This window comes from Dactylosporangium sp. NPDC049525 (assembly GCF_040676755.1).
Classification (GTDB): domain Bacteria; phylum Actinomycetota; class Actinomycetes; order Mycobacteriales; family Micromonosporaceae; genus Dactylosporangium.
The window spans coordinates 25,894-41,194 of record NZ_JBFAPO010000022.1 but is presented as its reverse complement, the minus strand read 5'-3'; the positions used below and the strand labels follow the sequence as shown (position 1 = coordinate 41,194).

14 protein-coding genes are annotated in these 15,301 nt (G+C 72.1%); all 14 read left to right on the top strand.

Annotated features, from left to right (window positions below):
* Window positions 1-59 precede the first annotated feature (59 nt).
* The 14 genes from AB0K00_RS28460 (at window position 60) to AB0K00_RS28395 (ending at window position 15,269) form a co-directional block, all read left to right on the top strand.
* Window positions 60-1,088, top strand: coding sequence for a 6-phosphofructokinase (locus tag AB0K00_RS28460; RefSeq protein WP_363525946.1), 1,029 nt, complete (start codon window positions 60-62; stop codon window positions 1,086-1,088).
* A gap of 64 nt (window positions 1,089-1,152) precedes the next feature.
* Window positions 1,153-1,965 carry a pyrroline-5-carboxylate reductase gene (gene proC, locus AB0K00_RS28455; protein ID WP_363525944.1) on the top strand — a complete coding sequence of 271 codons (813 nt, stop codon included), beginning with the start codon at window positions 1,153-1,155 and terminating at the stop codon, window positions 1,963-1,965.
* Window positions 1,966-2,013: 48 nt separating this feature from the next.
* Complete coding sequence (locus tag AB0K00_RS28450; protein WP_363525941.1) at window positions 2,014-2,517, top strand: DUF2199 domain-containing protein; 504 nt, start codon at window positions 2,014-2,016, stop codon at window positions 2,515-2,517.
* Between the two features lie 310 nt (window positions 2,518-2,827).
* The gene (locus tag AB0K00_RS28445) at window positions 2,828-3,913 is read left to right on the top strand and encodes an FHA domain-containing protein (RefSeq protein WP_363525938.1); all 1,086 of its coding nucleotides are present in this window, start codon (window positions 2,828-2,830) and stop codon (window positions 3,911-3,913) included.
* A gap of 327 nt (window positions 3,914-4,240) precedes the next feature.
* Window positions 4,241-5,428, top strand: coding sequence for an elongation factor Tu (gene tuf, locus AB0K00_RS28440; protein ID WP_363525935.1), 1,188 nt, complete (start codon window positions 4,241-4,243; stop codon window positions 5,426-5,428).
* A gap of 29 nt (window positions 5,429-5,457) precedes the next feature.
* Window positions 5,458-5,946 carry a thioredoxin domain-containing protein gene (locus tag AB0K00_RS28435; protein ID WP_363525932.1) on the top strand — a complete coding sequence of 163 codons (489 nt, stop codon included), beginning with the start codon at window positions 5,458-5,460 and terminating at the stop codon, window positions 5,944-5,946.
* A gap of 130 nt (window positions 5,947-6,076) precedes the next feature.
* Entirely contained in the window at window positions 6,077-7,123 is a 1,047-nt protein-coding gene (locus AB0K00_RS28430; RefSeq protein ID WP_363525929.1) for an acyltransferase, read from the top strand.
* Window positions 7,124-7,189: 66 nt separating this feature from the next.
* Window positions 7,190-7,984 (top strand): hypothetical protein, encoded by a 795-nt coding sequence (locus tag AB0K00_RS28425; RefSeq protein WP_363525926.1) that lies wholly within the window; start codon window positions 7,190-7,192, stop codon window positions 7,982-7,984.
* A gap of 34 nt (window positions 7,985-8,018) precedes the next feature.
* Window positions 8,019-9,146, top strand: a complete 1,128-nt coding sequence (locus AB0K00_RS28420; RefSeq protein ID WP_363525923.1) for a hypothetical protein — start codon at window positions 8,019-8,021, stop codon at window positions 9,144-9,146.
* Window positions 9,147-9,149: 3 nt separating this feature from the next.
* Complete coding sequence (locus AB0K00_RS28415) at window positions 9,150-10,637, top strand: hypothetical protein (RefSeq protein WP_363525921.1); 1,488 nt, start codon at window positions 9,150-9,152, stop codon at window positions 10,635-10,637.
* Window positions 10,634-11,917 (top strand): AAA domain-containing protein, encoded by a 1,284-nt coding sequence (locus AB0K00_RS28410; protein ID WP_363525918.1) that lies wholly within the window; start codon window positions 10,634-10,636, stop codon window positions 11,915-11,917. Before AB0K00_RS28415 ends, AB0K00_RS28410 begins: the two co-directional genes overlap by 4 nt.
* 79 nt (window positions 11,918-11,996) lie before the next feature.
* Window positions 11,997-12,425, top strand: coding sequence for an NYN domain-containing protein (locus AB0K00_RS28405; RefSeq protein ID WP_363525915.1), 429 nt, complete (start codon window positions 11,997-11,999; stop codon window positions 12,423-12,425).
* Between the two features lie 374 nt (window positions 12,426-12,799).
* Window positions 12,800-13,441, top strand: a complete 642-nt coding sequence (locus AB0K00_RS28400; RefSeq protein ID WP_363525912.1) for a winged helix-turn-helix domain-containing protein — start codon at window positions 12,800-12,802, stop codon at window positions 13,439-13,441.
* Window positions 13,404-15,269, top strand: a complete 1,866-nt coding sequence (locus AB0K00_RS28395; RefSeq protein WP_363525909.1) for an endonuclease/exonuclease/phosphatase family protein — start codon at window positions 13,404-13,406, stop codon at window positions 15,267-15,269. Before AB0K00_RS28400 ends, AB0K00_RS28395 begins: the two co-directional genes overlap by 38 nt.
* The last annotated feature ends 32 nt before the right edge of the window (window positions 15,270-15,301 follow it).

The following is a 15,301-nucleotide window of genomic DNA, read 5'->3' as shown; positions in this document are numbered from 1 at the left end:
GTCAGCAGGGCCCACCAGCATGGTCGAGCAGCACCGCAACCAGGAAGGCAAGATCTAGCATGCGTATCGGCGTACTGACCGGGGGCGGCGACTGCCCCGGCCTCAACGCGGTCATCCGTGCCGTGGTCCGCAAGGGAATCTCCACCTACGGTCACGAGTTCGTGGGCTTCCGTGACGGTTGGCGCGGACCGCTCGAAGGCACCACCCGCGAGCTGGGCATCGCGCAGGTCCGTGGCATCCTGCCGCGCGGCGGCACCATCCTCGGGTCCTCCCGGACCAACCCGTTCAAGATTGACGGCGGCGTCGAGAAGATCAAGTCGAACCTGGCCGAGCTGGGCATCGACGCGCTCGTCGCGATCGGCGGCGAGGACACCCTCGGCGTCGCGGCGAAGCTGACCGACCTGGGCGTCAACGTCGTCGGCGTGCCGAAGACGATCGACAACGACCTCGGCGCGACCGACTACACGTTCGGCTTCGACACCGCGGTCAACATCGCCATGGAGGCGATCGACCGGCTGCACACCACCGCCGAGTCGCACCACCGCACCCTCGTCGTGGAGGTCATGGGCCGCCACGCCGGCTGGATCGCGCTGCACGCCGGCCTCGCCGGTGGCGCCAACGTCATCCTCCTGCCGGAGCGGCAGTTCGACGTCGAGCAGGTCGCCGGCTACGTCGAGAAGCGCTTCCAGACCCAGTACTCGCCGATCGTGGTCGTCGCCGAGGGCGCACAGCCGCTCGACGGCCAGATGGTGACGCACAACCAGGAGCTCGACGCGTTCGGCCACGTCCGCCTCGGCGGCATCGGCCAGTGGCTCGCGCAGCAGCTGGAGGAGAAGACCGGCAAGGAGGCCCGCACCGTCGTGCTCGGCCACATCCAGCGCGGTGGCACGCCGACCGCGTTCGACCGGGTCCTCGCCACCCGCTTCGGCCTGCACGCGATCGACGCCGTCCACGAGGGCGACTTCGGCAAGATGGTCGCGCTCAAGTCCACGGACATCGTCCGCGTCCCGCTCGCCGACGCGACCCGTGAGCTCAAGACCGTCCCGGTCGAGCGCTACACCGAGGCCGAGGTCTTCTTCGGCTCCTGAGCCTGCCGGGCCCGGCCTTCGCGAGGAGGCCGGGCCCGCCACTCGTCATCGACCAAGGGAGTGCGTGCGCGTGCGGACCATCGCCGTCTTCGGCGCCGGCAAGCTCGGCGAGGTGCTGCTGTCAGGGCTGCTGCGGGCCGGCTGGTCCGCCGACCGGCTCCTGGCCACCGCCCGCCGCCCCGAACGGGCGAAGGAGCTCGAGGAGCGCTACGGCATCCGGGTCGTGGACAGCGAGACCGCGCTGCTGGAGGCCGACGTGCTCACCGTCGCGGTGAAGCCGCAGGACGCCGGGGCGCTCCTGGCGGACCTCGGCCCGAAGCTGCCCGCCGGCAAGCTCGTCGTGTCGCTCTGCGCCGGCCTGCCGACGTCGTTCTTCGCCCGGCACCTGCCCGAGGGCACGCCCGTGGTCCGGGTCATGACCAACACCCCGGCCCTGGTCGACGAGGCGATGACCGCGATCTCCGCCGGCCCCCACGCCACCGCCGAGCACCTCGCCCTCACCGAGGAGATGTTCCGGCCCCTCGGCCGCACCATCCGGGTCCCCGAGTCGCAGCAGGACGCGGTGACCGCGCTGTCCGGCTCCGGCCCCGCCTACTTCTACTTCCTGGTCGAGGCGATGACCGACGCCGGCATCCTGCTCGGGCTGCCCCGCCAGGTGGCGCACGACCTGATCGTGCAGACCGCGATCGGCTCCGCGGTGATGCTGCGGGAGTCCGGCGAACACCCGGTGAAGCTCCGCGAGGCCGTGACGTCGCCGGCAGGCACCACCATCAACGCCATCCGCGAGCTGGAGAACCACGGGGTCAGGGCCGCGTTCCTGGCCGCCCTGGAAGCGGCAAGGGACCGCGCCAGGGAGCTCGCAGCCCAGAGTGGTTGAATCATGCGGTCATAGCGCCGCAGGCGTCGACCAGGAACGGATCTGAGCGTGACCGTCATCACCTGTACGTGCTGCGGCGTGGAGCTCGGCGACGTGCCGAGCATGTGGTCGTTCTCCGCACCCGACACCTGGGGCGTGCCGGGCGTCGGCGGGGCGTCGTTCCTGGAGGAGGAGCTCTGCTTCGTCGAGCTGCCCGACCTCGACGAGCAGCACTTCTTCATTCGCGGCCTGATCGAGGTCCCGATCCGGGGCGCGCAGGAGGCGCTGACCTACAGCGTCTGGGCCAGCCTCAGCCCGGCCGGCTTCGCGCGGGCCGTCGAGCAGTGGGAGGACCCGGACCGGGCCGCCGAGCCGCCGTTCTTCGGGCAGCTCGCCAACCGCATCCCCGGCTACCCTGAGACGCTGCGCCTGCGGGTCCGGGTGCACACCCGCCGGCCGGGGCTGCGCCCCCTGGTCGAGGTGCGGGCACACGAGCACCCGCTCGGGGTGCGGCAGCGCGACGGCATCGACGCGCACGAGCTCCCGGAGATCGCCGCCGCCTGCGGCGGCTGAAGGCGACACCCCTGGACGCCCGCGCAGCGGCTGAGGGCATCCCTGGACGCCCCGCGCAGCGGCTGAGGGCATCCCCCCTGGACGCCCGCGCAGCGGCTGACAATTCGTTCATTCAGGTATTCACCGGTATCCGCACGCAATACCGTGCCCGTACCGTTACGTGCAGTGAAGCTGATGTTGACCGCGACCGGTGGCCCCCCGCTCGTCGCGAGTCCCGCGCTCGGTGCCCTTCCCCAGCCGAAGAGCGCGGCGTAAAGCCCGCCGTCGGCCGCAGAGGTGGTCGACGGCGGCTTTGCGGCATGATAACCGGGTGCGATTCGAAACCAGCCGTGCCCTCGACGCCGTCGAGCGGAGACTGAGCGTCGACCCCCTCGCTGTTGGCGGGGTCATCGACCTGGTGGAGGCGGCCCGCAGCGTCGACCTCGACGGCGGGCGCCCCGCCTCCCTGCTGCGGCTCGGCATGTTCATCGACGCCCTGAGCCGGCAGCTCGGCGACGGCAACGTCGCCCTGTATGCCGTGGCCGAACGCGGCGCCATGTCCGACACCGACTTCACCTCCAACGAGCGGATGGTGCTGCGCCGCTGGTCCGACGACGGGCTGATCGAGATGTTGCCGCCCGGCGCCCGGACCGGCGCCCGGGTCCGTGAGGCGGCGGCGCTCACCGGCCTGCCGCTGATCAGCCGCACCCCGCTGCCCGGCCACCCGGGCCCGGTCTACCTCACCACCGGCGCGGCCGGCGGGATGGAGCTGGCCCTCGCCCCGTCGACCGGCTCCTCGCCGCGGCCGCACCCGGTGCTCGCCCGGTTCTGGCGCTGCCCGGCCGCGGACTGCCCGACGCTCGGCCGGCAGCCCGCCGCCGGTGCCGGTCAGCCACCACCCGCGCTGCCCAGTGGCGCCCCGCTGTGCCCGCGGCACGGCGAGCGGCTGATCGACGCCGGCCCCCGGCCGCCCGCGACGACGATGGCGGTGCGCATCGACGGCATCGTGCGCGCCCGCTTCCCGCTGACGGCGGCCCGCCCGGTCGTCGTCGGCCGGGCCCCGGAGGAGCCCGGTGGCATCACCATCGGCAACTGGCTCAACGACGAGTCCACCCGCCGGGTCAGCCGCAACCACGTCCGGCTCGAGCTGCGCGACGGCATGATCCTGGTGACCGACGTCAGCACCAACGGCGCCGCGGTCCTGGCCCGCACCGGCTCCTCGGTCCCGCCGCGCGAGGTCGACCTGCACCGCGGCGAGCCCAAGGCGATGGGGGAGTGGGACGAGGTCGAGCTGTATCCGGAGGTCACCGTGGGCCGCGCGGACCGGCCGCCGTCGTCGGTCGCCAAGGGCGGCGCCCCCAACTCCGTCATGGCCGACGCGCCCACGATCGCCCTGCGCCTGCCGAAGCAGGCTTGAGTGCGTCGCGACAGCGACGCATGGGGGGTGTGGGGTGGGAACCCCCCACGAAGCCGCGGGCGTAGCCCGGGGAGCCAGAAACTGTAAATCACTGGCCGTTTCAACGACGGCGAGCTATCTTTCGACCCGTGATCACGACGACCGCGTTCTTCGAGCCGGGCCTATCGGCCACCGGCTCCGCGGTCGCGTGCGCCTCGGCCCTGCGACGCTGACCCTCCTCCCGCAGCCTTTCATGCGGAACCTACGGAGGAGGGTGGCTCGGCCACCCCTCACGAAGGTGGCCGCACGGTTCTGCACACCCACCACACATCCACTGTGGAGTGTCAGATGGCCAAGCAGACGTTCACGAGGAACAAACCTCACCTCAACATCGGCACCATGGGTCACGTCGACCACGGCAAGACGACCCTGACCGCCGCGATCACCAAGGTGCTCGCCGAGCGCTACCCCACCGTCAACCGGTACACCTCCTTCGAGGGGATCGACCGGGCGCCGGAGGAGGTCAGCCGGGGCATCACCATCAACATCGCCCACGTCGAGTACGAGACCGCCACCCGCCACTACGCGCACGTCGACATGCCCGGTCACGCCGATTACGTGAAGAACATGATCACCGGCGCGGCGCAGGTCGACGGTGCGATCCTGGTGGTCAGCGCGGTCGACGGGGTCATGCCGCAGACGCGCGAGCACGTCCTGCTCGCGCGCCGCATCGGCGTGCCCCACCTGGTCGTGGCGATGAACAAGGCCGACGCGGTTGACGACGCCGAGCTGCTCGACCTGATCGAGCTGGAGATCCGCGAGCTGCTCACCGGCTACGGGTTCCCCGGTGACGACGTGCCGGTCGTCAGGGTGTCCGCGCTGCGGGCACTGCAGGGCGACCCGGCCGGCGTCCAGTCGGTCTTCGACCTGCTGGACGCGGTCGACCGGTATGTCCCGGTACCCGACCGGGTGCTCGCCGAGCCGTTCCTGATGCCGATCGAGAACGTGCTCACGATCACCGGCCGTGGCACCGTCGTCACCGGCGCGGTCGAGCGGGGCACGCTGCAGCTCAACGCCCCGGTCGAGGTCGTCGGGCTGGGTCCCACCCGGTCCAGCGTGGTGACGGGGCTGGAGACGTTCGGCCGGCAGCTGGAGCGGGCCGAGGCGGGCGACAACGCGGCGCTGCTGCTGCGCGGCATCCGCCGCGGCGACGTGCAGCGCGGCCAGGTCGTGGCCCTGCCGGGCTCGGTCTCGCCGCACCGCCGGTTCACCGCACACGTGTACGCGCTGACCACGAAGGAAGGAGGCCGGCACACGCCGTTCTTCGCCAACTACCGGCCGCAGTTCTTCTTCCGGACCACGGACGTGGTCGGCTCGGTCGACCTCGGCGAGGTGAGCATGGTGATGCCGGGCGACACCGTCGACCTGACGGTCGAGCTGGGCAAGCCCGTCGCCATGGCCGAAGGCCTCGGTTTCGCCGTCCGTGAGGGCGGCCGCACCGTCGCCGCGGGCACGGTCACGGAACTGCTCGACTAGACGACCCCGAGGTGGGCAGGTGCGTCGGCATGGACACCGACCATGTTCAAGGCCCGGCCGACGCACCGCTGACCCTGCTCGAGTACGGGGACTACCAGTGCCCCAACACGGGCAGGGCGTTCGGCGTGGTGGAGCGCCTGCAGCTGCACTTCGCCGGGCGGCTGCGGTTCGCGTTCCGGCACTTCCCGCTCGTCGACAAGCACCCGAGGGCGATGCCGGCGGCGCTGCTCGCGGAGGCGGCCGCGGACGCCGGCTCGTTCTGGGGCATGCACGCGCTGCTGCTGTCCCACCAGGACAGCCTGGAGGACACGGACCTGTCCCGGTACGCCGAGCAGTTCGGCCTGCCGGGCACCGGCGGGACCCGCGCGCACTACCAGCGGGTCGACGAAGACCTGGCCGCGGGCCGGTCCGCCGGGGTACGGGAGACGCCCGCGTTCTTCGTGAACGGAGTGCCGCACGAGGGCGGGTTCGACTTCGAGTCGCTGCGCGAGACGCTCGATAAAGTAGCAATCGGGTGAGATAGGGGTGAACAGTGTCGATTGCCGGATGGGTTACGGCTTGTCCTCCCTAAGATCTTTGAGAAGAAACACAGCGAATTTTGAGCTGAACAAAGGTTGCCGTTAAGAACGTCAGGGCAACCTGTAGGGGATGCGGAACCGGTACGTAGACCTCCTGCGAGCCGTCGCGATCATCCGGGTGGTGACCTACCACACCCTGGGGTTCGCGTGGCTGACCGTTGCGTTCCCGGCCATGGGCCTCATGTTCGCGCTCGGCGGCTCACTGATGGCCGCCTCCCTCGACCGTGCCGACGGCGTCGGCCTCAAGGCGATCGGCCGCCGGATGCGCCGCATCGTCGTGCCGTTCTGGGTGCTCGGCGCGTTCGCCGTCGTGCTCATGTCGTTCATGGGCGGCCTGGAGCACACCTGGCGCCTGGTGCTGTGGTTCCTGCCGCTCGACGACCCGCCGACGTCGGAGAAGGGCGGGGTCTGGTTCAGCCAGATCTGGTACGTCCGCTCCTACCTGTGGTTCATCATCCTGTCGCCGGTCATGCTGTGGCTCTTCCGGCGGGCGCCGATCCCGACCGTCCTGGTGCCGTTCGGGATCCTCGTCGCGCTGTGGGAGACCGGCCACGGCACCGGCGGCATGGTCCGCGACTTCTTCATGTACGCGCCGATGTGGATGCTCGGCTTCGCCCACCACGACGGCACCCTGCAGCGCATCTCGAAGAAGGTGCTGTGGCCGGCGTGCCTGGTCATCGGCGGGATCGGCCTGGCCATCCTGTACACGCATCCCGGGCCGCGCGGGTACGACATGAACGACGCCCCGGTCGCCGACGCGCTGTGGTCGACCGCGTTCCTGCTGGTGATGCTGCACGCGGCGCCGGCGGCGCTGAGCCTCGGCGCGGCCGAACCGGCGGTCGAGGCGGTCAACCGGCGGGCGCTGACCATCTACCTGTGGCACGAGGCGGTCATCACCGCCGTCCGGCTCGCGGCGGTCGCGGCCGGCGTGTCGCTGATCGGCGTGTACGGCGGGCTGCTCCAGATCGTGCTGGTGTTCGCCCTGGTCACCCTGGTGGTGCTCGCACTGGGCTGGGTCGAGGACCTGGCCGCCAGGCGCAAGCCGAAGCTCATCCCGCTGCCTACCCGTACACCCGCCAGGCGGCTCGACGAGCAGGCGCAGCCAGTTCCGGTATAAAAAGCAAGACGACACGCCGACACTGGTCTTTGCTGGAACTTGCTGGAACCAGCTACCGTGCCGTTCGTGTCCGAACCGATCCAAATCGAGCTGCTCGAGCGGCGGATCGACCGGTTGCGTGGTGAGCTGCGACGAGCCGCCACCACCGGTGACCGGATGCAGGCCCGTGCCCTGCGGGCCGAGCTGCGCCAGGCGGAGCACGCCTGGGACGACGCCCTGGCCGACCTGGAGGACCAGGCCCGGCCGGCGCCGCAGCCGGTGCACAAGCCGATGCTGTCCATCCGTGAGCAGGTCCACCACGCGCTGACCCTGCTCACGGTGCCGGCCGCGCCGAAGCTCATCATCGCCGTCCACGACGCCTTCTTCCCGGGCGAACTGGTCGCGGCGCGCCTCACCAGCCTGCGCCGCGACGAGGAACGCTCGTTCCGCGTCCAGCCGTTCGGCCGGCCGTACTACCTGTGTCCCGCGCTCACCGCCGACCTGCTGTCGCCGGCGCGCGGGCTCCTTGCGCTGTCGACCTGGCCGCTGGAGACCCGGGTGGTCGGGCCGCTCAGCGCCCGCGTCGACTTCCTCATCGGCGCGATCAAGGTGGCGGAGCGGGTCGGGCAGCTGCCCGAGGACGCCCACGACGCCCGGCGGCTGCTGTGGCGCTTCGCCGCCAGCATCCCCGGCGCGGGTAGCGCCGGCATCACCCCTGAAACCGTCGCCGGCCTCGCCCAGGCCGAACTCGACGTGCACCTCGAAGCCGACACCGCGGACCGCACCGCGGCGGCCGAGCGTGCGCAGGAACGCCTGGACGGATCCGAGGCGCTCTTCGGAGCGCGTCTGCAACGACTGCGTCGTACCGCGAGCACGACGTGAAACCGCGAAATTCTTCCCCGAAAGAAGACCGCCCATGGACCCACTGGTCGACCGGTTGGACCGCATCCGCGGCACGGTGGCGCCGCGCAACCACAACGCGCGCACCATCGCGGCCCTCACCAGCAACCCGGGGTGCGGCCGCCGCGGGCTGATGGACGCCGCCGGGGTCAACAAGGGCGCCGTCGCCGGGCAGCTCGGCTTCCCCGCCGGCTTCGGGCAGTCCCGGTTCGCGATCGCCCGCGGCAACGCGTTCGAGGCGCAGGTGAAGGCCGACGGCGCCGCCGAGCTGCTGCAGCTGCTCCGCGAGCGGCTCGGCCTGGCGATCCCCGAGGTCGCCTATGACGACCTGTCCAACGTCGGCGGCAACGCCAGCCGCGAGGTCCGTTACGCCCGCACGAAGGCGCTGCTCGCCCGTGCCGCGTCGGAGCGTGACGACGCCGGGACGCTGTTCGACCATCCGATGCTGCGCCTGGAGATCGCCGGCTACTACGCGTACCTGGAGCCCGACCTGATCGCGTTCCGGGCCGGCGGCCGGTTCCACGTCGTGGAGATCAAGTCGTTCGCGGTCATCGACGGGCAGGCCGACCCCGGCAAGACCGCCGCCGCCGCGACCCAGTCCGCGGTGTACGTCATGGCCATGCGCGAGCTGCTCGCCGAGCTCGGCCACCCGCCGGAGACGGTGTCACACGACGTGGTCCTCGTCTGCCCGGAGAACTTCGCCAACCGGCCGACCGCCACCCTCGTCGACGTGCGCAAGCAGCTGACGGTCCTGCGGCGGCAGCTGTCCCGGCTCACCCGCCTGGAGGCGATCCTCGACGCGCTGCCGGCCGGGTTGTCCTTCGACCTCGCGTACGACAGCGACCAGCAGCCGACCCGCCCCGCCGACGAGCTGCGCAAGGCGGTCAGCACGATCGACGCCCGGTACAGCCCCGACTGCCTCGGCACGTGCGAGATGGCGTTCTTCTGCCGCGACGAGTCGGCCGGCTCGACGTCCGCGCTGGGTCGTTCGGTCCGTGACGACCTCGGCGGGGTCGAGAGCATCGGCACCGTCCTCGGCCTGGCCCGCGGCACGCTCACGCCGGGCGCCGGCCAGGAGGAGATCGCCGGCCTGCTGCGCTTCGCGCACAAGCTACGCACCGAGTGCCTCGACGGCATCGGCTAAAGCGTGAGCATCCTGACGGCGCTCGCGCGGGCAGAGGCGGTGGAGTCCGGCAAGGCGCAGCCGCTGACCACGGTCCGGCACACGCACGTCGCCGAGCGCCCCCTGGTCCTGGTGCCGCTGAGCCTCGCCGGTGAGGCCGCCGCGCCCCTGGCCGCGATCGTCGGCACCGACCCGGCGCAGCCGCGGCTACTCGTCGTGGCCAACCCGCGCGACCGCACCCAACGCTTCGACTTCGTCGCCGAGCTCGCCCGGGTCGTGCTGTCCTACGTGGACGGTTGCGCCCGCAGCGTCGACACCGGCGCCGGCGGCACGAAGCTGCGCTACGCCGAGGCACCCCAGGTCATCGTGCCGAACCGGGGCGGGGTCGAGTTCGTGCGGCTGCTCGGCCGCTCCACCCGGTTCCGCCGGCCGTTCGGCCCGTACCCGGTGCACCGCACCGTGCCGATCCTCGGGCAGTGGCTGACGTTCCTGCGGGAACGCGCCGACCACCCGGGCTCCTCGATGCTCCTGGCCATGACCGAGGTCCTCGGCAACCACTGGGCGACCGGGCAGAGCGGCCTGGAGGACGCCAACCTCGCCGCCCTCCTCGGCTGGATCGACCCGCCCGGCGGCCTTGACGGCGCCACCGCCGCGTCGCTCGCCGAGGACCCGCTGCGCTCCCCGCCGGCCGGGCCGAGCACCGACCCGACCTTCGACAACGAGATCCTCGCCCCGGCCCTCGCCGCCGTCGCCCGCTCCGACAGCGACGACTTCGCCCGGGAACGGGCCCTCGCGGCGCTCACCGCCGCCGTCGCCGACCAGATGCGACCCACCTGGGACCTGACCTGGCAGGCCGTCCGGCTCCTGCGCGCCCGGCCCGCCGGGGCGTCCGTGGAGACCCGCTGGGCGATGGACCGCGACGTGTTCACCATGTACCACATGGCCCTGGCCGAAGGGACCGCGCTGCCCCAGCCGAGGCGGGACAGTGCCGTCGCCGCCGCCGGCCGGCTGGATCGCCTGGAGCGCGAGCAGGCCCGTTACGACGCGCAGCGGGCCCTCGACGACCCGCTGGTGATGGCCGAGTTCCGGCTGTCGGGGGAGGCGTTCACCGGCACCGTCGTCGCCGCGTCACCGAACCGGGTCGACACGTCGGGCAAGAAGGCCGCGCTGCGCCCCCACATCACGGTGCAGACCGACGACCCGGTGCGCCTGGAACCCGGTGCGAACCTGGTGTCCCCGGCCCGCCTCACCCAGCAGGCGACCGTCGTGTCGGTGTCCAGTGTGGACGTCGTCCTGGAACTGTCCAAAGGCATGGGCCGCTCCACCAAGCAGCCGGCGCCCGGCTCGGTGCCGGAGGTCGGTGAGCGGGTCACGTACGGGCCGGTCACCGACGCCTACCAGCCGCCGGGCCGCTTCCCCAGCCGCGACGACACCCCGTGGACGCACGGCGGCCCGCCACCGGTCGTCGAGTACAGCCCCAGCGAGAACGACGCCGTGGAGGACTGGTCGTGACGAACGTGATCGACGACATCCTGCGGGACTTCGGCTCCGCCGCGGGACGGGGCGTCGTCGTCGACTCACCACCCGGCGCCGGCAAGTCGACCCTGGTGGTGCGGGCCGCGCGGACCCTCGCGGAGGCCGGCGAACGGCTGATGGTGGTCGCCCAGACCAACGAGCAGGTCGACGACCTCATCGACCGGCTCGCGACCGCGGCACCCACGCTCGCCATCGGCCGGCTGTCGGCGTCGACCTACGTACCGGCGCAACGCGTGATCAAACACGGCACCGTCACCGTCAGCGGCGCCGTCGGCGACATGAACGCCAGCGCCGTCACCATCGGCACCGCCGCGAAATGGGCGACCGTCACCGACGGCAGCTGGGAGCGGGCAATCGTCGACGAGGCGTACCAGATGCGCTCCGACATGCTGCTGCGCGTCGCCGGCCGGTTCTCCCGCGCGCTGTTCGTCGGCGACCCCGGCCAGCTCGACCCGTTCTCCGTCGTGGCCGTCGAGCGCTGGGCGGGCCTGTCCTGGGACCCGATGCAGAGCGCCGTCGCCGTGCTGCTGCGGCACAACCCGGACCTGCCCGTACACCGGCTGCCCGTGTCGTGGCGGCTCCCACCGTCGGCGGCGTCGGTGGTGTCGGCGGCGTTCTACCCGTTCACGCCGTTCGAGGCGGGCACGAAACCCGCCGACCGGCGCCTCGAGTTCTCCGCCCGCGCCCTCGGCGGCGACCACGGCCTGGACGCGACCCTGGAGACCGCCCGCCGCACCGGCTGGGCGCTGCACGAGCTCCCCGCCCGGCACACGGTGCGCACCGACCGGGAGGCGGTCGCCGCGATCGCCGACCTGGTGACCCGCCTGTTGCAGCGCGGGCCGGTCGCGTACTCCGAGCACGCCCCCGACGGCCGCCCCGTCACCGTCGACCGGGTCGCCGTCGGCGCCGCCCACCGCGACCAGGTCGCCGCGATCCGCCAGGCCCTCGCCGGCACGGTCGCCGCCGACGTCACCGTCGACACCGCGAACCGCCTGCAGGGCCGCGAGTACGACGTGACGGTCATCCTGCACCCGCTGTCCGGCCGCCGCGACGCGAGCGCCTTCCACCTCGAGGCCGGCCGCCTGTGCGTCCTCGCCTCCCGCCACCGCCACGCCTGCGTCGTCGTCGCCAGAGCCGGCATCGCCGAGCTCCTCGACACCCACCCGTCCGCGGAACCGGTCCACCTGAACGTCCCGGTCCGCTTCCCCGACGGCTGGGAAGCCAACCAGGCCATGCTCGCCCACCTGAGCCGCTGAGCTGGCTGGGCGACAGACCTGTTGTGCCTCAAACCGTGACCTCCGGTCTTTCGTAGGTCCGGTGGGTAAGACTGCTCACATGGACCCAGAGCGCCCGGATCCGGCCGCCGAGCCGCTGATCGTCGTGGACGGCGCCAACGTCGTCGGCTCCGTGCCCGACGGCTGGTGGCGGGACCGGCGCGGGGCCGCGACCCGGCTCCGTGACGCACTGGCGGCCCGGAACGCCGCCACGCTACCGGCTGCGCTGCTCGGTGCGGTGACCCTGGTGGTGGAGGGCGCCGCCCGTGGTGTGCCGCCGGTCGCGGGCGTGCATGTCGAAGCCGCGCCGCAATCCGGTGACGACCACATCGTCGCGCTCGTCGCTGACAATGTCGGCCGCCGTCCGGTCGTGGTGGTGACGTCCGACCGGGAGCTCCGCCAACGAGTGCGCGAGCTCGGTGCGAGTATTGTCAGCCCCGGTGAGTTGCGCGCGTCGATCCCATATGGTGGACGACGTGAATCTACCTAGCGGATAGGATTTGTCGGCAACATGTGCGCACCTTGGCATGGGTTTGCCGGTACCCCAAGGGTGGATCTTCTCAACATGCGGGAAGAGATTGACCAGTCATCGTACGGTGACAAAGCTGGACTCGTAGACGTGTCGTGAATGGCCGGTGAATGTCGGCCGAAAACATCAGACAAATTGTCATCGATCTATTCTGTGCGGCAGGTAACAGCTCTGTCGCGCGGCGTGACGATGCTGGTAAGGTCGGTCCCATGTGCCATGAGGTACTCCTTGACCCCATCTGGGTCTCGCGGCGTGCACACCATTTCGACGGCCTTTGTCGAGCGGCTGTCCGTTGATTCGGCGTCATTTCAAAGGCTTTTCGAGAGGAATTGAAAATGGCCATTTCGGTCGTCGGCGCTCCTGACGTGACGCCATCGGTGGTCACCATCACCGTGCACATCACCCTCAACGGTGACGAGCTCCCACCGGAGGCGTCCCGCCTGATCAGCGACCTCGAGGCACTCGCCGCCAGCCAGGCCAAGCAGCAGATCCAGCGCGGCCCGCAGACCCCGGCGCCGCTGCAGCGCGCCACCGCACCGGCGCACACGCTGCAGCACGGACCGTCCCAGCACACCGGCCGCAACCTGCGGCTCGTCGAGACCTCCGAGGCCGCCGGCGCCGTCGAGCCCACCCGGGTCAAGCGGATCGGCGCGGCCGCACCCGACGCCCCGTCGCTCTACCTGTGCACCGGATCCCGGCTCGTCCTGCGCGACGGCGCGCCCGTGCCGCTGACCCGCCGCGAATACGACCTGTTCCTGTTCCTGTGCGAGCACCCGCGTCGCGTGTTCAGCCGGGCGCAGCTGCTGCGTCAGGTGTGGGGCTACGACATGGTCGGCACCGAGCGCACCGTCGACGTCCACGTGCGGCGCCTGCGGGTCAAGCTCGGCGAGGCCGCACGGATCATCGCCACAGTGCGCGGCGTCGGCTATCGTCTCGACGATGACGCCGCCGTCCAGGTTGTCGTTCGCGAGGACTGACCTCCGGATCCCCGCGCTCGCCGCGGGGATCCTCCTGCTGGTCGACCTGCTGCGGGTCTGGCTCCCGTCGATCATCACGATCTTCGGGCAGGCCGCCTCGACGCCGGCGGAGCTCATGGGCGCCTTCGCGCTGCTGTGGTTCCTCGTGCCGTTCGCCGTCGTGCCCCTCGCCGCGCGATGGGACGCCGGGAAGGTCGCGATCATCGGCGGCGCCGGCCTCGCCGCCGCCCGCTTCGCGCTGCTGTTCGTCCACGGTGGACAGCCGCAGCTCTACGTCGCCTCCGCCGGTCTGCTCGCCGGGCTGTCATGGCTCGCGGCGAGCGCCGTGCGGGGCGCCCCCGCGGCCACCGGCGTCCCGTTCGGCCTCGCCGCCGCCGCGCTCCAGCACGCCGCGCTGCGCACCGTCGACCTGACCTGGCAGTCGCGCTGGTGGGCCGCGCCGGTCGTCGCCGTCGAGTGCCTGATCCTGCTGTGGTGCCAGTGGCGCACCGCACCCGGGCGGAGCTCCGCGGCGGCCTGGTTCCTGGTCGGACCGGCGATGCTGCTCGCCGGCATGTTCGCGCTGTCCCCGGCCGTCGCGACCCTCGCCCTGTCCTACCGCTTCGACCCCGTCGCCAGCACCGCCCCGCCCGCGCTGCCGGAGCTGCTGCTCGGCCTGGCCGTGGCCGGGTTCCTGGCCGGCGCGACCGGACGGCTCGCCGGCCGCTTCGACCGGATCGTGGCGGCCGTGCTGCTCCTCGCCGCCGCGGTCATGTGGCTCGTCCCGGACGGCCTGTTCGTCGCGCTGCTGCTCGGCTGCGGCGCCCTCGGCCGGGCGTTCCGTGCCGCCGCGGCCGACGGCGCACCCGACCCGGCCGCCGGGCGCGGGGCGGCGGCCGGGCACGCCGCGATCGCCGGGATGGTGGTGTTCGCCGTCGCCGCCGTGGCGTACTACGCGGCCTACGACCTCGGCTACCCGAACCAGTGGGTGCCCGTCGCGGTGGCCGTGGCACCGGCATGGATCCTGCTCCGCGCCGGTGGTGGCGCCCCCGCGGTCGGCCTGTCGTGGCGGTCCGCACTCGCCGGCCTCGGCGTCTGCCTGCTCGTGCCGCTGCTCGGGGCCACCGCGACGCCGCCGGTCGCACCCGACGCCGCGCCGGGACGGGGGCTGCGGCTCGTCGCGTACAACATCCGCATGGGCTTCGGGCTCGACGGCACCTACCGTCCCGCCGTCGCCGCCCGGGCGATCGCCGCATCCGACCCTGACGTCGTGGTCCTGTCCGAGGTCGACCGGGCCTGGCTGCTCAACGGCGGCCACGACGACCTGCGGGTCCTCGCCGCGGAACTCGGCATGCGGTACTGGTTCGGCCCGGCCGCCGACGCAGTCTGGGGCGACGCGGTGCTGACGAGGCTGCCGGTGAGCACGGTCGAGACGGTGCCGCTGTCGGCGGTGGGCGCGCCGACCGGCGCCCAGGCCCTCGGCGTCGTCGTGCGATTCGGCGGCCGGGACATCGCGGTCGTCTCCACCCACATCCAGCCGCCGCCGGACGCCGAGCCCCTGGTACAGGTCGCCGAGATCGCCGCGTTCGCGACCCGGTTCGGTGCGGGCCGGCCGACGTTCATCGCCGGCGACCTCAACATCGAACCCGGTGACGCGTCGATGCGGGCGTTCGCCGACGCCGGCTACGCCGACGGGTTCGCGGCGTTCCGCCCGGTGCGCACGTTCCCCGCCGACGCGCCCGTCAAGCAGATCGACCACGTCCTCGTCCGGGGCCTGACCTGCACCGGCGTCAGCGTCGGCACGGCGGTGACCTCGGACCATGCGCCGGTCGTCACAGAACTGCGCTGATTGAGCAGGCCCGTGAATGGGCAACCTGACGC